Genomic DNA, 19,009 nt, shown 5'->3' on the forward strand with positions numbered 1-19,009 from the left:
AAAATTGAGAGTGTTCTTCTTAAATATCTAATTACAAGGCACTAATCATCAAGGACTATAAAAATAATTGCTTCTGCTCAATTACTGTTGTAACTTTTCCGATGGAGAGTGCGTCCCACTCTTGTCAATCATACAAATCCATGACCGTAGAAGAGTACAACGATTGTGTAAAAAAATTTGCTGATAATGTTTTTCGTTTTGTCCTGAAAAATGTTCAAGACGAGGAGAAAGCGGCAGACATTGTTCAGGATACTTATGAGAAAATGTGGAAGCATCACAAATCTGTCCATCCCGAAAAAGGTAAAAGTTATCTCTTTTCAACTGCTTATCATACATTGATTGATTATGTTCGTCGGGAAAAACATGCTGTAAGAATCGAAGATGCTGACCTGAAAAATTATGCTCATAACCGTCAGTATTCTGATTTGCAGGAAATTTTACACAAAGCCATTAAACAATTGCCGGATGACCAAAAAATGGTTTTGATGCTACGTGATTATGAAGGATATTCATATCAGGAAATTGGTGAGATTACTGGCTTGAGCGAAAGTCAGGTAAAAGTGTATATTTATCGTGCTCGTGTCTTTTTAAGGAAATATATTGGTAAAATGGAGGTGGTTATCTGATGAATATTAACAGACAAAATTACGAAGTCTGGTTCGTCGATTTTCTTGACGGAAACCTGGATGAGCAATCCAGGAGGGAATTGTTTGCATTTTTAAAAGATAATCCCGACCTGGCAAAGGAGTTGGACCAATTTGCCGAAATATCCCTCGATTGCGATAACGTTTCTTTTAATGGAAAGGAGAGGCTGTTCAAATCTGAGGCCGATTTAATAGGTATTGAATATCCCGATTATTTGCTAATAAAACGAATTGAAGAAGGATTATCTATTAAAGAAGAAGCGCAATTAAACAATTTGATTACTGATAATGTGAACCTGATAAACAGGGATGCCGAGTTTCAACAAACGCGATTGATTGGGGAGAAAATTCTTTTCCCCGGAAAAGAAAAATTATTGCGAAAACAGGTGAATCCACTGTTTACTTTCGTTAAACGAACTGTTGTTGCCGCTTCATTGCTGGTGATGATATTTTTCGGGTATAAAATGTTCAATAGGGAAAATCAGTTGACCAGGACGGCAATGGTTCCGCTTGACCCGATAAGAAACGTCCATTTTGAGGATGTGCAAATTATTTCTAATTCCCTGGTACCGATTTCTCAAAAACAAAATGAACCAAATACTCAGTTGGCTCATATTAAAGAGATGAAACCAAATCAGGCGGTTAATGCAAAAAATTTAAAGGATACCTACTTCGGTCAGGATTTACCCGAAAATGCCCCCGTTTTACCACTTGTGGCAAATTATAAGACTACTTTGCTTCCCGTGGAAATTCCTAATGCCTATGAGACCGGACTGCGTCATATGATGCCCCAGTATCTCGATATCAATAATAATCCTTCATTTATGGCTTATGGTGAAGTAAATGATACCGACAAACCTGATGAAAGCCTTTTGTTGCGTGGCCTTCAATTTTTTGACAAGGTAGGGGTTAATCTTATCCAATTTGAACAGGTGTTTGATGAAGAGGGTAATTTTGTAGCCTTTAATTTAAAGGCCGGGGCCATAGAAATGCAAAAAAAGATAAAGCACTAATAAATTATTACTTTGCCTTGTAAAAAATTCCTCTTTCACCTATTTCGGTGGTTATTTTTCCTCTTTCTTCTAATACCCCTAAATATTTGTTAAGTTCATTGACGTGAAGACCAAGAATGTTTCGTAAATCATAAACGGTACAAGGGCGTCTTGAGATGGTTTCTAATATGGTATCTTCAGTATCATCCCGATAAACTTTGTTTACTTCCCTTGTTGCAGCTGAAGATATTATTTCAACTTTATTGTAATTCAATTTTTTGCTGATACGTTCCAGTTCCTCACGAGAGGCCGGTATAAGTCCTTTTATTGAACCAGGTCTGTCTAATGTGTTGATTTGAAGTCTATCAGGATGGATTTTTTCAACTACTTCTTTTAATGCTTCTATTTCTTTATCGTGGTCGTTGTATCCCGGAAGTATAAATAGTTCTAACCAAACTTCACCTTTAAATGTTTGCTTAAATTTAATAAGTCCTTCAATATGATTTTCAACTGTTAAATGTCTTTCAGGGCGGTTGATTTTTTGAAAAGTTTCATTGGTGGCAGCATCAAGAGAAGGAAGAACCACATCAGCACTCATCAATACTTCTCTGATATGCGCATCGGAAAATAGCGTCCCATTGGTCAATACAGCTACTTTAATATCGGGATAGTGACGTTTGATATAATTTAAAACTTTTCCCATCTCTGAGTTTAATGTGGGTTCCCCATAACCCGAAAAGGTAATAAAATCAGGAGCTGGATTGTTTTCTAGATATGAGTTGAGTTCATCTATTACTTTTTGACAGGGGACATATTCTTTTCGTTCAGTGGTTAATTTGGTGGTGCGACCCACTTCACAATAGACACAATCGAGTGAGCATACTTTTCGCGGAACAATATCTATTCCCAAAGACATTCCCAATCGTCTTGATGGAACCGGACCAAATATGAATTTATACATTTCTTTGTTTTTTATGAAGCTTAGTCTGTTAATCTCGCTTGCACTTACAACTTTATTTGTTGAAAATAATTAGGCAACCTTTTTCCAAAGGTACTATCTTGTCTTGAACTTTTGCAAAATATGTTTTGAAATTATTTGAATTACTATTATCACTGGAAAATCAGAACCTATTTTTGACTTTTTATCTGTATAAAATATATTCAGCCCAGTTATAAAATCTTCTTTAAAGTTAGTTTTTTAGTTTTGGGGCCCTAGTCCCTGCTGCTAACTGCATTAATGACTTTTGACTTACCACTAAAACTTCTTCTTCCTTCTGCCTTCACACTTTTTTCGACATTATTGTTTATATAATGTCGACTCAATCGCCTCTATGCAGGCGATTGAGTCGCTTGCATAGAGGCGAAGGTGTCGACTGTATAAAGACGATGGAGTAACTTGCGAAGGTCAGTTTCCAATTTGATTCCAAATAAAGTGTTGATAATTGAGAGAATTAATGTAATTTTGATTCATAAAAGTGTTGTTTTTACACTAATGATTTCTGAATAGATTATAATGATTTATAATCCTGATTTTATAAACATTAAAATAAGAAGATACATATGATGTATGGGTTAAAAGAATATAAAGCTTAAATATTAGTAGATATCGAAACACTAACTAATAAAACCTTGAATATGAAAACAAAATGTATTTTTATGGTGCTTTTGGCCTTTATTTTTGGGGAGGGTAAAATGGCTAAAGCACAGAAAAAAGAAATTGAAAAAATTCCTGAAGTAGAAGCCTTATTAAAAAAGATGACGCTTGAGGAAAAAGTGGGTCAGATGGCTCAGGTGACTATTGATGTGTTGACTGTTGGTAACAGTGTTTATCATACAGCTGAGCCTGTGAAACTGGACCGGGATATGTTGCATAAAGCAATTGTAGATTACAAAATCGGGTCGGTTTTGAATACTCCCAATGGTAAGGCCAGAACTCTTGAAGAGTGGAATTATATTATTTCTTCCATTCAAGAAATGGCAGTGAATGAAACCCGGTTGGGCATTCCGATTCTCTACGGTGTGGATGCCATCCATGGAACAACCTATACGGCCGGTGCCACTTTTTTCCCGCAGCAAATAGGAATGGCTGCTACCTGGAACAGAGAACTGGTTCGAAAAGCCGGAGAAATAACTGCTTATGAAACTCGTGCATCGGCTATCCCCTGGAACTTTTCACCTGTTCTGGATATGGGTCGTGACCCTCGTTGGCCACGGATGTGGGAAACCTTTGGGGAAGATGTTTATCTGACTTCTCAATTGGGTATTGAGTTGGTAAAGGGTTATGAAGGAGACAATAATGATGTGAGCAATCCCTATCATGTAGCCGCTTGTTTAAAACATTATTTGGGGTATGGGACTCCAGTGTCGGGGAAGGACCGAACCCCTGCATTAATTCCGGACATTGAACTTAGAGAGCGCCATCTTCCACCATTTAAAGCTGCAATTGAGGCCGGGGCTCATTCTGTTATGGTAAATTCAGGAATTATTAATGGGGTGCCTGTTCATGCCAGTTACAAAATTTTAACTGAAATATTAAAGAATGAGTTAGGATTTGAAGGGGTGGTAGTAACCGATTGGAAAGATATTGAAAATCTTCATGAACGTGACCGGGTGGCACATACTCAGAAAGAGGCAGTAAAGCTGGCCATTAATGCCGGTATTGATATGTCGATGATTCCGTACAATTTTAAATTTTGCGATTATCTAATTGAATTGGTTAATGAAGGGGAAGTACCCATGTCTCGCATCGATGATGCTGTGCGACGTATTCTAAATATGAAATATAAATTGGGGCTTTTTGATACCCCTGTGACCAATTATAAGGATTATCCCAAGTTTGGCAGTAAAGAGTTTGAGGATGTGGCACGCCAATGTGCTTCGGAATCTATTACATTACTCAAAAATGAAGATGATATCCTTCCGCTCAGTAAGGATGTTAAGATTTTAGTGACAGGACCCAATGCCAATAGTATGAGGCCATTAAATGGTGGATGGACTTACTCATGGCAGGGCGATAAGGTAGACCAGTTTGCCGGCCGATATTATACCATATTGGAGGCTCTACGTGAAAAATTAGGTGCCGAAAATGTCGTTTATGTTCCGGGCGTTGAATACAAAATGGACGGAAAATATTGGGAAGAGATACCCGGAGATATTGATGCCGTGGTCAAAGCGGCGGAGAATGTTGACTTTATCCTTTTAGCTTTAGGTGAAAATTCCTATACTGAAAAGCCTGGCGATTTGCATGATTTGTCCCTTTCTGAGAATCAATTGGAACTGGCACAAAAAGTTATTGAAACCGGTAAACCGGTAATTGTAGTATTGAATGAAGGACGACCTCGTATTATTCGCGATATTGTCCCAAAAGTGAAAGGGATTCTTCAGGCTTATTTGCCCGGAAATTTTGGAGGCTTAGCTATTGCCGACGTTATTTTTGGTGATGTTAACCCAAGTGGTAAACTTCCTTATACCTATCCCATGTATGTTAATACACTGGTTACGTACGACCATAAACCATCAGAACATCAGGCTCGTATGGCCGGCATGTATGACTATGAATCCGATTTTGCCATCCAGTTCCCCTTTGGTTTTGGGCTTAGCTATACTACTTTTCAATACAGCGACCTTACATTGAGTTCTAAACAATTGAAATCTAACCAAACTTTAACAGTATCGGTAAAGGTTACCAATACGGGTGACAGACCGGGTAAAGAGGTGGTACAACTGTTTACATCCGATCGTTATGCATCTATAACACCAGATGTGAAACGACTGCGTCGTTTCAACAAAATATTCCTACAGCCGGGGGAAACCAAAACGGTATCATTTTCATTGACACCTAATGATTTGGCATTTATTAATGATAAACTTCAAACTGTAACAGAGCCGGGAGAATTTGAAGTATTGGTAGGTGACCTTAAAGCAACATTTGAATATGTTGAATAAATAATTACAATCTAATTATATTTTCGTAGTAGAGGGTTTCTCAAAAGGTTGTGGTGTTCAGTATGTTTTTTAGAGCTTTGTTAAAAGGCTCTGGGAATTCAAACAAATTGCGATTTTCCTTTGAGAAACCCTCTATTCTCTTTTAAACGTTGTATTTCACAATTCTTTGTCATAATTAATGGGTTGGGTGCTAATTTCTGCTATATTTGCATTTTATCGGGGAAAATGTTATAAATCATTATGAGCAATAAGGCGGCCAAACGTAAACTTAGAAGTTCCTATGTAACAACCGTGATAAGCATATCTCTGGTATTATTCCTTCTTGGAATAATCGGTTTGTTAATTCTCAATGCCCGGCGCTTGTCAACGTATGTGCGAGAAAATTTGGGGTTTACTGTTTTAATTAATGACAATTCACGAGAAGCTGAAGTACAACGATTGCAAAAAATACTGAATGCTTCACCCTATGTTCGAAGTGCTTCATATATCAGTAAAGATGAAGCCGCTTCCATTATGAAAGAGGAATTGGGTGAAGACTTCGTCGATTTTTTAGGTTACAACCCGTTGTTGTCAAGCATCGAAGTTAAAGTATTTGCCGAATATGCCAACCCCGACAGCATGGCTGTTATCGAAAATCAAATTTTGAATTTCCCTCAGGTTAAAGAAGTTTATTACCAGAAAAACCTCCTTCACGCTGTAAATGACAATATCGAAAAAATTACTGTAGTGTTGGGGGCTTTTGTCTTGCTTTTGATGATTATTTCGATTGCACTAATCAATAATACCATTCGATTATCGGTTTATTCCAGACGGTTTTTAATTAAAACCATGCAGCTGGTTGGAGCCACAAGAGCGTTCATTCGAAAGCCCTTTCTTATCAAAGGTATTTTACACGGTTTGGCCGGGGCTACCGTGGCTATAATCTTGCTTTCGGCTTTAATTTATGGATTGAACAAGGAACTGGAAGGAATGATTGGTTTTGATAGTTTTTGGTTAATAGGAACACTTTTTGGCATCGTCATTGTCCTGGGAATATTGATTTCTTTGATTTCTACTTTTTTTGCCGTTAATAAATATTTACGTCTTAACGCCGATGAATTATATTATTAAAAAGGACATATGTCATGACTCTTAGATGATAACAAACACAAAATGACCAAGAAAGCCTGGCATATTAAAAGAATATGTAAAAGAGGACACAAGCAAAAGTAATTAATATAACGGGTTTTGTTTAGTTTTAACAACCGATAATCCATTGTGTTGGAAAACAAGATTAAACAACCTATCAATACCACTAAAAACTATAATCTAAATAATTAATACTATAGCATGTCAAAGAAAACAGTAAACAAGAAAAAGACAGGTATGGCCTTGGATAAAATAAATTATCAATTACTGGCCGTTGCTTTTGTTATTGTTGTTATTGGCTTTTTGTTGATGACCGGTTCCAGCAATGATGACCCCCGGGTTTTTAACGAGGATATTTACAGTTTTCGACGGATTACGCTTGCCCCGATAGTTGTACTTTTTGGTTTTCTTTTTGGTATTTATGCCATTTTGAAAAAACCTTCTGACGAAAATTCAACTGAAAAAAATTCCAATTAGTTATTTCCCATTTAATTGGTCGGTTGTATTGGGCATGGTCGAACTATATAGATTGTGGTAAGAAAAACATGCCCGCGGGGTTAGTGAATGATGTCTGCCATTTTTGGGGGGCATTTTTATCGTTTTTGAAATTCAATAACATTGAAATAACTTCTTTTAATATTTTTCTTCCTCTTCTTTAGAATGTATTGGTTTGTTAACTTTTTTATTTCAGAATATAATGCAGTGGTTTGAAGCTTTAATATTAGGATTGATACAGGGATTAACCGAATTTTTACCTGTTAGTAGTAGCGGACATCTGGAACTTGGTAGGCATCTTTTAGGGGTAGAAACAACTGAAAATTTGCGTTTTACCGTTGTTGTTCATGGTGCTACCGTTTTAAGCACGCTCGTAGTTTTCCGACGCGATATTGCCCAACTTCTTATCGGTCTGTTTCAATTTAAATGGAATGATGAAACCAAATATATTGCCCGAATAATTTTATCCATGGTACCTATTGCTATAGTCGGTTTGTTTTTTAAAGATTATGTTGAAGAATTGTTTGATTCGGAAAACATTTTGCTGATAGTTGGACTAATGTTGTTGGTGACTGCTCTTTTGCTGGGTTTTAGCTATTTTCGGAAAACAGGCCATCGAAATATTGGATACGGTGATGCATTTATTATCGGATTAGCTCAAACCATAGCTGTTGTTCCGGGTATTTCTCGCTCCGGGTCAACCATTGCAACCGGGCTTTTGTTAGGGAATAAACGTAGCGAAGTTGCTCGTTTTTCATTTCTTATGGTACTTATCCCCATTATTGGGGAAAATATTCTTTCCTTAATAAAAACAGACGTACCTGCTGTGCAAATGGGAGGTCATATTGATACAGGCGTTCTGTTTATAGGCTTTTTGGCCGCTTTTGTTAGTGGTTTATTGGCTTGTAAATGGATGATAGATATTGTGAAAAGGGGTAAATTAATCTATTTTGCAATATACTGTGCAATTGTTGGTACTATGGCAATTGTTGGTGCATTGTGATAAATATTTATGGATAAGGGAAAGATAATAGCAGACATTACAGAGCTTTCACACCCTGATGAAGTAAAAGGTGGAATTGTTCTTTTGATAGATAAGCCATTGGGATGGACTTCTTTTGATGTGGTCAATAAAATACGTTCCCGACTTCGAAAGTTGATGAATATCAAAAAAATTAAAGTCGGACATGCCGGTACTTTGGACCCTTTAGCTACGGGCTTGGTAATTGTGTGTATTGGAAGAGCCACCAAAGCCATCGATTTTTTTATGGCTTCCGAAAAAGAATATGTTGCTCGTGTGAAATTTGGTGCTACTACACCTTCTTTTGACCTTGAAACTGAGATTGACCAAGTATTTCCCGTTGAACATATTAACAGGGAGAAATTAAAAAAAACGCTTGAAGATTTTTGTGGAATTCAGCAACAAATACCGCCTGCTTTTTCTGCTGTAAAAATAAATGGGACACGGGCATATCATCTTGCCAGAAATAGCAAAGAAGTTAACATTGAGGCCAGAGAAGTTACTTTTCATGAAATTAAATTACTTGATTTTCAGAATTACGAAGCTGATATTTACTTGCGGTGCAGTAAAGGAACCTATATCCGTTCTTTCGCACGGGATTTGGGGAAGGCCCTGAAATCAGGTGCTCATTTATCTGGCTTAAGACGTACCGGTATAGGACAACATAAAGTTTCAGATGCTATGGGGATAGAGACATTTGATAAGCAATGCGATGCTTTGAACGATAAATGGCTGAAAGTTGGTTTGATTTAATGAGAATTGCCGGAAAAAGTATTGCGGATTTTAAAAAAAATTGCAATACTGATAGATGTTAATTTGCTGAAGGTGGATTAAATGAGTAATGCCTTATCCGTGAATATGCTGATATTATAAAAAAATATAAAAAACGTTTTTTCGAAAACAAAATCACTATTCTTACGTATAAGTTAGGCTTAATTTTGTCCTGAAACCAATTTATAAACCATACAAAAATTAAGGCAGTTTTATGAAATTATCGAAGTTTAAATACAAATTACCTGAGGAGCTTATTGCCTTGCATCCGGCACCTAATCGCGATGAATCCAGACTTATGGTGGTTCACAAAAGTACCGGGAAAATCGAACATAAAATATTTAAGGACATTATTGACTACTTTGATGAAAAGGATGTATTAATTTTTAATGACACCAAGGTATTTCCTGCCCGTTTGTATGGGAAAAAAGAAAAAACAGGTGCCGAAATTGAAGTATTCTTGCTTCGTGAATTGAACAAAGACCAACGGTTATGGGATGTTTTGGTTGACCCTGCACGAAAAATTCGCATAGGAAATAAACTCTATTTTGGAGATAATGATGCATTAGTCGCCGAAGTTATTGACAATACTACCTCACGGGGACGTACCTTACGTTTTCTCTTTGACGGGTCGTATGATGAATTTAAGAAGACTCTTTATAGCCTTGGCGAAACGCCTTTACCGAAATTTATTAAACGAAAAGTTGAACCAGAGGATAGAGAGCGCTATCAAACCATTTTTGCCAAGCATGAAGGTGCCGTTGCTGCTCCTACTGCCGGAATGCATTTTAGCAGGGAATTATTGAAACGCTTTGAAATTAAAGGAATCGATTTCGCGTTTATAACTCTTCATGTTGGCTTGGGTAGCTTCCGTTCAGTTGATGTAGAGGACCTTACCAAACATAAAATGGATTCCGAACAGATTTTTATTTCTGAAGAAGCAGCTAAGATTATTAACAATGCCAAGGACCAACGTAAGAGAATTTGCGCTGTTGGAACAACTGTTATGAGAACCATTGAAAGTTCAGTTTCTACTAATGGACATGTGAATCCCTTTGAGGGGTGGACCAATAAATTTATTTTTCCCCCTTATGATTTTAATGTGGCGGATGCAATGGTTTCTAATTTCCACTTGCCTTATTCTACTTTATTAATGATGGTGGCTGCCTTTGGTGGGTATGACCTTGTCATGAAAGCTTATAAAACCGCTGTAAAAGAAAAATACCGGTTTGGTACCTATGGCGATGCCATGCTCATAATTTAAAAAATCATTTTAAGACGAGGGTGTTTAAAAATGCTGCTTGCTCCTGGGGTTATCTGTATAAATTGTTGTTTTACAGATTTCACTGAACAAAAATAGTCTTTTTAAACACCCTTGTTTTTTAATTTTTTTGTACCTTTTGTGCTCCAATAAGGTAATTTGCTAAACTATTCTTGAGTCATGATTAACATCCTTGTCCCCGTGTCTTTTACTGACTATTCTGTCAATGCGCTCACTTATGCTCTTACCTTGGCCAAACGCTTCCCTGCAAAAGTTACAATTCTTCATAGTTTCTCTGAATATGAAGATATTGAAGAAGATGCTCTTCCCGATATGCCCAATTCCGAAGAGAGTGTTCAACGTAGAGAAATGGATGCCCGTAAACGCCTTTTATCACTCTGTAAATCGGTTATTAATAAAATTAATAAGGCACATGAAATAGAAATAGAGAGCAGATTTGAATTTGGGTATCCCGAAGATATTATTGTAGATGTTTGTGAGGAACTGAAGGCAGATGTTGTTATCATGGGAACAAAAAGTAAAGGTGAAACCATTAAAGAACTGCTGGGAAGTATTACCAGTGATGTTATGAAAAGGGCCTCTGCGCCGGTTTTGGCTGTTCCCGCTCATTCCTCCGTTAACTTGGAGAAATTGAGTCAGGTTTTGTTTATTACCGAATTTAGTGATAAAGATTATTTATCCGTTCATAAGTTGATTCGACTTATTACCCCTTTTAATTCTGTAATTCATGCCATTGGATTTATTCAGAAAAAACCCGATAATGATGATTTACTTAAACTTGAAAAATTTAAGGAGTATTGTAAGTCGACCTATCGCAACAATCAAATGATTTTTGATTATGAACTTTGCCAAAGTTTTATCCCTGGCATTGAAGATTATGTATCACATAATAACATTGACTTAATTGCCATGACTAGACGAAAACGCAATATGATTGCCAAATTGTTTAATACCGAAATTACAAGAAAAATTCTTTTTCATACCGATATACCTTTGCTGGTATTTCATCCGTGACATTTTGAATTTTATAGCGGGTGCCTGCAACCACTCGTTGATTTTTTACATAATAAGGACAATTACCATGGGAATAAAAAAAATGAAAATAGGAATCCTTTCAGCAGGGGGCGATTGTCCCGGAATTAATGCCACCATCAGGGGTATCGGAAAAACCGCAATTGTTGAATATGGCATGGAGGTTTTGGGGATTGCCAATGGTTTTGCAGGACTTCTGGAAAAAGATGTAATTCCTTTAAATGAGCAATTGCTTTCGGGAATCCTCACGTTGGGAGGAACCATTCTTGGTACTTCCCGTATGAAACCATTTAAACATCAGGAAGGGGATATGGTTTCTGACAAGCCTCAATTAATAATGCAAAACTATAAAGAACTAGGTCTTGATGCATTGGTTTGCATTGGCGGTAATGGGACTCAGGAAACGGCATCCCTTCTCAGTAAAGAAGGTTTAAATATTATTGGAATCCCCAAAACAATTGATAATGATGTCTGGGGAACCGACGTAACTTTTGGTTTTGATACAGCTTTACATATTGCCACCGAAGCTATTGACCGTCTTCACACCACTGCCAATTCACATAAAAGAGTGATGGTTATCGAAGTTATGGGTCATCACGCCGGATGGATTGCCCTCTATTCCGGTATTGCCGGCGGCGGGGATGTTATTCTGATTCCTGAGATAGAATACGATATGGATGTGGTGGCCAACTGCTTACTTGAGCGGTACCGAAAAAAGAAACCCTATTCTATTGTTGTCGTAGCTGAAGGGATTAAAACCGGAAAAAAGAAAAAAAATGCCGGTGCTTATATTGCCAAAAAAATCAGAAAGATGACCGGGCTCGAAACAAGAGAAACCGTGCTTGGGTATATTCAACGTGGGGGAAGCCCTACCCCCGCCGATAGAATCTTGGCGACCCGTTATGGAGCCTATGCTGCACGCATGATTAGCGAGGGTGATTTTGGTAAAATGGTAGGTATACGTGGTAATGAAATTGTTAGTGTGCCTCTTGAGGAGGTGGGAGGTCGGTTACGGCTGGTGAATCCTGATAACGGATTGGTGGATAAGGCTCGACACATGGGCGTTTGTTTTGGTGAAAAATAATGGGCCTTTCCCGTGTTAATCTTTTTAGTAAAAGATATTCTGTTACTTTTGCTTTTTTCTATGTACGTTGTTTCAGCAACATTCCAAATAACAAGAAAGGTTCCTTTCAAAAGGGAATGGGTAATGTAATTTCGATATTGGGTTTAATTGTCATAAGGTTAATAATTTGGAGCGTTACTGATAATGGTTGAATAGTTATATGACACCTTAAGCCGAAATCCTTAATCGAACGAAAATCATTTTATAATTTGTCCAATAATTGCTTAAAGTTTTCTGGTTTCATGAATAAAGCTAAAATTGAAGAACTTAATAGTCGTTTCAGGGATAAAAGTCCTGAAGATTTGATCTCATGGTTTTTAGATGAATATGGTCATCGTGTGGCATTATCTTCCAGTTTAGGAGCAGAGGATCAAGTGCTCACCGATATGGTTTTAAAAATTCGACCGGACGCCAGGATTTTTACATTGGATACAGGAAGACTTTTTCCTGAAACTTATGATTTAATCGATCGGACCAACAAAAAGTACAATGTAAAAATCGAGGTTCTCTTCCCAGATTACAAGAGAGTAGAAGAAATGGTTAATAGCAAAGGAATAAACCTTTTTTACGACAGCATAGAAAACCGAAAGCTTTGTTGTCATATTAGAAAGATAGAACCCTTGACACGTGTTTTTAAAACCCTGGATGCCTGGATTTGTGGATTGAGAGCAGGACAGGCTGTTACCCGTCAAAACATTCAATTGGTTGAATGGGATGATAATAATGGATTAATTAAAGTGAATCCGTTGGCTTATTGGTCAGAAAGTCAAGTTTGGGATTACATTAAAGCCAACAAGGTTCCTTATAATCCTCTCCATGATAAAGGCTATCCAAGTATTGGCTGCCTGCCTTGCACCCGGGCTATTGAGCCGGGCGAAGATGTTCGTGCCGGGCGTTGGTGGTGGGAAAATCCGGAAAGTAAAGAATGCGGCCTTCATAAACGTTGATTGTGTTTTGTTCCAATGGTTAGAATGATTCTTTATTTTGAGCCTGTGTGCCCCATTCAGCCTATAACTTAGATAAATTTTATACGGATGAAACGGGCATTGCGACTTTTGCCATAAAATGACTTGTATAAATAGACAATGGAAGAAGTGCACAGGCAGGAGAAGTCATTAGTCAACAGTCATTAGTGACTAGTGTTGATTAACTAATGACTAAGGACTAACCACTAATGACTAACTTTAAGTTCCATCAGACTAATGAGTTAGACAAATTTTATGCTGATGAAGCGCGTGAGAGTGATTGTAAGTGGACGGGTACAAGGGGTAGGTTTCAGATATTTTGTTCAAGAACAGGCGTACCGCTTTTCTATTAAAGGCTATGTTAAAAATATGCCGGGGGGAAGTGTGGAAATAGATGCCGAAGGTGAAGAAAAACAATTGGATAATTTTTTGGCTGCCTGTCGGAGGGGGACGGTGCATGCACAAATTGATAAGTTTGTGGTTAAACAGATCCCTGAATATGGGTATACTCGTTTTCGAATCCGGCATTGCAGTGATTTTTAATCTAATGAATTGTGGATTTGATAGAAAATTTATACGAATGAAACGAGCATGGCGGCTTTAACTACAAACGAGCATGTATAAAACTCTGAGGCATAAGTGCACAGGCAGAAGGCAGAAGAAGTGATTAGTCATTAGTCAACAGTCATTAGTGATTAGTTTTGATTAACTAATGACTAACGACTAACCACTAATGACTACTTTTAAGAAACAATATATCAATGAAGTAAGTAAAATTTTTACGGATGAAACGAGCATGACTAAAAAGATGTGTCAAAAAAGAACATGTATAAACTTTAATTCATGCGAGTTCCATCAGACCAATAACTTAGAAAAATTTTATACTAATGAATTTTCAAAAGCTTAAGCCGTTATTTAATTTTTTAGGAATCCTTGTCTTTTTCATTGTTCTGAGTTTTGCCTATTTCAGTCCCGTTCTTAAAGGTTTTGAATTACCCCAGATGGACAATCTACATGCTTTGGGGATGTCTCGAGAGCTTGTAGAATATGAAAATGAAACCGGGAAGCATGCCTATTGGACCAATTCTATGTTCGGTGGGATGCCGGCCTATCAGATTAAAGGTGATTCCTCTGCCAATATCTTTAGTTATTTGAATAAGTTTTTCCGCTTGGGCTTGCCGTTTTATACTGTTGCTATTTTGTTTTTGTATCTATTAGGATTTTACATTTTGTTGCGTAGCGTCAAAACCAATCGCTGGCTTTCTTTATTGGGCTCGATTGCTTTTGCTTTTGGGTCTTATAATATCATAATTATTATAGCCGGTCATATTACCAAAGCATATGCCATTGCTTTAATGGCGCCTGTTGTTGCCGGAATTCTTTATACGCTTAATAAGAATAAATGGCAAGGAGCTCTTTTTACCACATTAGCACTTGGACTACATATTGCTTATAACCATGTTCAAATTACCTACTACCTTTTTATTCTGGTTTTAATTTTAATGGTTAGCCGATTTATTTATGCGCTTAAAGAAAAAAATATTAAAGATTTTTTAAGTAGGTCGGCTATTTTGATTGGCGCAGCTATTTTGGCCATTTTACCAAATCTTCCACATTTACTGCCAACCTATGAATATGGGAAATATAGTATCCGAGGGGCTTCGGAACTGAAGAGTGAGGCCAAAACAGATAATAAACCTCAGAAAGGTTTAGACCGGGATTATGCTTTTGCCTGGAGTTATGGAAAAGCAGAAACGCTTACTTTAATGATTCCGAATGTAATGGGCGGTGCCTCCCAACCTTTGGCACAAAATCCCCGCGCTATGCAAGCCGTTGAACCACGGTTAAAGGATATTGTTGGAGGACAGTCTCAATATTGGGGTAGCAAGCCTTTTACTTCCGGACCGGTTTATCTTGGAGCATTAATTTGCTTTTTCTTTGTGTTATCTCTTTTCTTTTATCATGGGCCTGAAAAATGGTGGCTGGTCGCTGCCACTATTCTTTCCATACTTTTAGCATGGGGGAAAAACCTTGAATGGTTTAATTATTTTATGTTTGACCATTTCCCTTTATATAATAAATTTCGTACCGTTGAGATGACTCTGGTTATTGCTAGTGTCACGGTTCCTTTCTTGGGTTTAATGGGATTGAAAAAACTGGTGGATAATCCCGCATATATTCGGGAACAAAGTGGTAACTTTCTTGCAGCTTTTGGGCTTACCGGTGGTGTTGCCTTAATCTTGTATCTTTTCCCCGATTTATTTTTTAATTTCATTAGTTCAGAAGAGGCTAAAGCCCTGGCGCAGCAGAAAAAAGATCTTCCCGATCAAGCCGCGTTGATCGACCTTGTAATCGAAAATCTTCGTAATGCCAGGATGACGCTTCTTAAATCAGATGCATTACGTTCGTTCTTTTTTATACTTTTGGGTAGCGGTTCGCTATGGTTATATTCAACTAATCGGGTTTCCAAAAAATATATACTTCTGGGTCTTACGCTTTTAGTTTTAATAGACCTGTGGGCTGTGGATAAACGCTATTTAAGTTCAAAAGACTTTGTAGAACCACGACAAATAGAAAATCAATTTCAAAAGACGCCTGCTGATAAATTTATCCTTAATGATGATGATATATGTTTTAGAGTTTTCTCTATTTATCGAAATCCGTTTACTGAAGTTAATACTTCCTATTACCATAAATCCATTGGCGGGTATCATGGGGCTAAATTGCGCTTATATCAGGATATAATTGATTATTATTTGCAGAACGATTGGCAAATGTTACTGGGCCATTTTAGAAATGGCGGCAGTCCTGAAGATGCCTTAGACCTCTTGGCCGATATGCCGGTGCTTAATATGTTGAATACGAAATATGTTATCTATAATCCGTCCCAGTCACCTTTATTAAACATCCATAATTTTGGAGAGGCATGGCTTGTTGATAACCTAAAGGTTGTTTCTTCTGCTGAAGAAGAGATTTCAACGCTGGCAAAGGTGGATTTAAAAACCACGGCTGTTATTCGGGACAATCGGCTTGATAATAACTGGAAAGATTATAATAGCAATAACCGTGAAGGGTTTATTCAGTTGACCTCTTATGCCCCCGACAGGTTGGTTTATAATGCCCAGACTACCGAACCCAAAGTGGCTGTTTTTAGCGAAATTTTTTATCCGGCTGGCTGGAACGCCTATATCGATGGTAAAAAAACTGATATCAAAAGAGTAAACTATTTGCTTCGTGCCATTATGGTTCCTCCCGGAAAGCATGTTATTGAATTTAGGTTTGAACCCAATTCGGTACAGTGGGCCAACAGATTGGCCATTTTAGGTGGCATTGCCATTTTTGTCTTTGCAATTTTCCTGATTTGGACCTATCGAAAGCAATGGTTGGGCAAAATTGAATAGCGCTTAAGATATATACCTTGGCATGATTTGTGTTTCATTTTTGAATTCCATAAAATTGGCTTGTGTTCTTTTATATTTATTTTTACGGGGGAATAGCTATGTTTTTATGATTTGTTGAATATTTGCCTTTGGTGATCAAATAGGTTTACAGCATGACAAATAGAGCAATCTTAATTGGGCGTCATGCGGATTTAATATATTTTCAACAGGTTTGATAAACTTTATACTAATGAAGAAGTTAAAAACTAAAAAGTGGTTGAATTGGACATCCGGGATTCTATTCGTATTAATTCTTTCTCTGGGATTTGTTTCTGCCAATAATGAGGAGCGGAATTTTTCCATTGTTAAAAATCTGGATATATTTTACTCTCTTTTTCGGGAGTTAAACACCTATTACGTAGATAAAACCGACCCTGGAGAATTAATTGAGACGGCTATTAATGCCATGTTAGAATCTTTGGACCCCTACACTACTTTTATCCCGGAAAAGGAGATGGAAGATTTTAATTTTATGACTACAGGCGAATATGCCGGGATTGGGGCGCTTATTACTCGCGTGGACGACTACGTCTACATTTCTGAACCATACAAAGGGTTCCCTGCTGACAAAGCCGGACTTAAAGCAGGTGATAAGATTATTGCCATTGATGGCGTTGAAATGAAAGGTAAAAGTACTGAAGATGTCAGCAATAAATTAAAAGGACCTGCCAATACTGAAGTAAAAGTTACTATCGAAAGATACGGTTCCGAAAAACCTATTGAGATTACTATTGTCCGGAAAAACATTCAAATCAATCCTGTTCCATATTATGGTTTGGTAGAAGATAATACAGGACTTATTATCTTGAATAATTTTACCCATAATTGTTCTGAGGTAGTAGAACAAGCCCTGGAAGATTTAAAAAAACAAGGTGCTGAAAAAATTATTCTCGATTTAAGGGGAAATCCCGGTGGCTTGCTCGATGAAGCTGTAAAGGTAGTCAATCTTTTTGTGCCAAGAGGCTCTGAAGTGGTTAGTACTAAAGGGAAAATTAAGCAGTGGGATAAGGTTTATAGGGCCACTAAAGCCCCTGTTGATACTGTGATCCCACTGGCTATAATGATAAATCGTGGGTCGGCATCAGCTTCTGAGATCGTTGCCGGTGCCATCCAGGATTTGGATAGAGGAGTTATTGTCGGTAGTCGTTCCTTTGGAAAAGGATTAGTGCAAACCACACGTAACTTGCCGTATAATACCAAATTAAAAGTTACTACTGCCAAATATTATATTCCTAGCGGACGATGCATTCAAGCACTGGACTATTCTCATCGTAACGAAGATGGTAGCGTAGGTTATGTCCCCGATTCCCTTGTCTCCGAGTTCCAAACCCTTAATGGACGTACCGTTTATGACGGTGGTGGAATTTCTCCTGACATTGTTGTCCCCAGAGATACCTTCAGTAACATTGCCTATGCTTTGGTTGCTCAACAAACCATTTTTAAATATGCTAATGTTTTTTGTGCCGAACATAAATCGATTCCTGAGCCTGAAGAGTTTGCTGTTTCTGATGAAATGTATAACCATTTTACCGGTTTTGTTCTTTCGTTAGATGATTTTAAATATACATCAGCCAGCCGCGAACGCTTCAAAAAGCTTGTCGAAGCAGCAAAAAGTGAAGGGTATTATGACCTCAATAAAGAAGAATTTGAAGCGTTGGAAGAGAAGCTTAATGTAGATGTCTCTTTTGATTTAAAGAATTTCAGAGATGAAGTTGAAGACTTGCTGGCCAATGAATTGTTGAAACGATTTTATTATCAGGAAGGGGCTATCAAATATGCGTTGAAGGATGATAAAGTTCTTAAGAAAACCATAGAAGTTATTAATGATGAAGGTTATTATCGGGGAATTTTAAACGGAACTGTGCTAAGTCATGCCGGTGACCGATTGCGCAGATAAGCAATTTTTTCTTTTTAATACTTATAACCGGGGATATATTTAAATATACTCCGGTTTTTTTATTTGTTTTTCAATTATTTTTATCAAAAACAAACCTTTAAATCTGTTTTTCGTATCTCCCATTATTTAGGATAAACATGTATTAAAAAACAAATTTTTATTTTTATTGTTAATAATTTTACAAAACGATTCCGTATTAATTTTCTTTATTCTGTTACAGTAAAAACCTCCCTGCCTCTTTTTTCTTTGCTTTTTGTTATTGGTTGGTTAATTG

15 protein-coding genes are annotated in these 19,009 nt (G+C 37.3%); 14 read left to right on the top strand and 1 reads right to left on the bottom strand.

Annotation, left to right across the window (positions count from 1 at the left end):
• Positions 1-140 precede the first annotated feature (140 nt).
• Together BM130_RS10975 and BM130_RS10980 are read left to right on the top strand one after the other, a co-directional pair.
• Complete coding sequence (locus BM130_RS10975; protein WP_010527717.1) at positions 141-626, top strand: RNA polymerase sigma factor; 486 nt, start codon at positions 141-143, stop codon at positions 624-626.
• A complete protein-coding gene (locus BM130_RS10980; protein ID WP_010527718.1) occupies positions 626-1,657 on the top strand; it encodes an anti-sigma factor in 1,032 nt (343 codons plus the stop codon). Before BM130_RS10975 ends, BM130_RS10980 begins: the two co-directional genes overlap by 1 nt.
• Positions 1,658-1,664: 7 nt before the next feature.
• Here the strand turns inward: BM130_RS10980 and BM130_RS10985 are convergent, their stop codons facing one another.
• Positions 1,665-2,597: a radical SAM protein gene (locus BM130_RS10985; protein WP_010527719.1), complete on the bottom strand. Its 933-nt coding sequence runs from the start codon at positions 2,595-2,597 to the stop codon at positions 1,665-1,667.
• Positions 2,598-3,271: 674 nt separating this feature from the next.
• On the opposite strand from BM130_RS10985, the gene BM130_RS10990 reads away from it, so the two are divergent.
• The 12 genes from BM130_RS10990 (at position 3,272) to BM130_RS11050 (ending at position 18,735) form a co-directional block, all read left to right on the top strand.
• The gene (locus tag BM130_RS10990; protein WP_010527720.1) at positions 3,272-5,581 is read left to right on the top strand and encodes a glycoside hydrolase family 3 N-terminal domain-containing protein; all 2,310 of its coding nucleotides are present in this window, start codon (positions 3,272-3,274) and stop codon (positions 5,579-5,581) included.
• Between the two features lie 240 nt (positions 5,582-5,821).
• Complete coding sequence (locus BM130_RS10995; protein WP_010527721.1) at positions 5,822-6,691, top strand: cell division protein FtsX; 870 nt, start codon at positions 5,822-5,824, stop codon at positions 6,689-6,691.
• A gap of 219 nt (positions 6,692-6,910) precedes the next feature.
• Positions 6,911-7,186 carry a DUF3098 domain-containing protein gene (locus tag BM130_RS11000; protein WP_010527722.1) on the top strand — a complete coding sequence of 92 codons (276 nt, stop codon included), beginning with the start codon at positions 6,911-6,913 and terminating at the stop codon, positions 7,184-7,186.
• 220 nt (positions 7,187-7,406) lie between these two features.
• A complete protein-coding gene (locus BM130_RS11005) occupies positions 7,407-8,207 on the top strand; it encodes an undecaprenyl-diphosphate phosphatase (RefSeq protein ID WP_010527723.1) in 801 nt (266 codons plus the stop codon).
• Positions 8,208-8,216: 9 nt separating this feature from the next.
• Complete coding sequence (gene truB, locus BM130_RS11010) at positions 8,217-8,978, top strand: tRNA pseudouridine(55) synthase TruB (RefSeq protein WP_010527724.1); 762 nt, start codon at positions 8,217-8,219, stop codon at positions 8,976-8,978.
• A 232-nt stretch (positions 8,979-9,210) separates the two neighbouring features.
• Entirely contained in the window at positions 9,211-10,260 is a 1,050-nt protein-coding gene (queA, locus tag BM130_RS11015; protein WP_010527725.1) for a tRNA preQ1(34) S-adenosylmethionine ribosyltransferase-isomerase QueA, read from the top strand.
• Positions 10,261-10,437: 177 nt separating this feature from the next.
• The gene (locus tag BM130_RS11020; RefSeq protein ID WP_010527726.1) at positions 10,438-11,292 is read left to right on the top strand and encodes a universal stress protein; all 855 of its coding nucleotides are present in this window, start codon (positions 10,438-10,440) and stop codon (positions 11,290-11,292) included.
• A gap of 82 nt (positions 11,293-11,374) precedes the next feature.
• The gene (locus tag BM130_RS11025) at positions 11,375-12,394 is read left to right on the top strand and encodes an ATP-dependent 6-phosphofructokinase (RefSeq protein WP_010527727.1); all 1,020 of its coding nucleotides are present in this window, start codon (positions 11,375-11,377) and stop codon (positions 12,392-12,394) included.
• A gap of 281 nt (positions 12,395-12,675) precedes the next feature.
• Positions 12,676-13,380, top strand: a complete 705-nt coding sequence (locus BM130_RS11035; protein WP_010527729.1) for a phosphoadenylyl-sulfate reductase — start codon at positions 12,676-12,678, stop codon at positions 13,378-13,380.
• Between the two features lie 279 nt (positions 13,381-13,659).
• Positions 13,660-13,941, top strand: a complete 282-nt coding sequence (locus BM130_RS11040; protein WP_044138685.1) for an acylphosphatase — start codon at positions 13,660-13,662, stop codon at positions 13,939-13,941.
• A 344-nt stretch (positions 13,942-14,285) separates the two neighbouring features.
• Positions 14,286-16,799 carry a YfhO family protein gene (locus BM130_RS11045; protein ID WP_010527731.1) on the top strand — a complete coding sequence of 838 codons (2,514 nt, stop codon included), beginning with the start codon at positions 14,286-14,288 and terminating at the stop codon, positions 16,797-16,799.
• A 229-nt stretch (positions 16,800-17,028) separates the two neighbouring features.
• Positions 17,029-18,735 carry a S41 family peptidase gene (locus BM130_RS11050; protein ID WP_010527732.1) on the top strand — a complete coding sequence of 569 codons (1,707 nt, stop codon included), beginning with the start codon at positions 17,029-17,031 and terminating at the stop codon, positions 18,733-18,735.
• Positions 18,736-19,009: the final 274 nt, after the last annotated feature.

It is taken from the genome of Thermophagus xiamenensis (assembly GCF_900112795.1).
GTDB classification, from domain to species: Bacteria; Bacteroidota; Bacteroidia; order Bacteroidales; family Marinilabiliaceae; genus Thermophagus; species Thermophagus xiamenensis.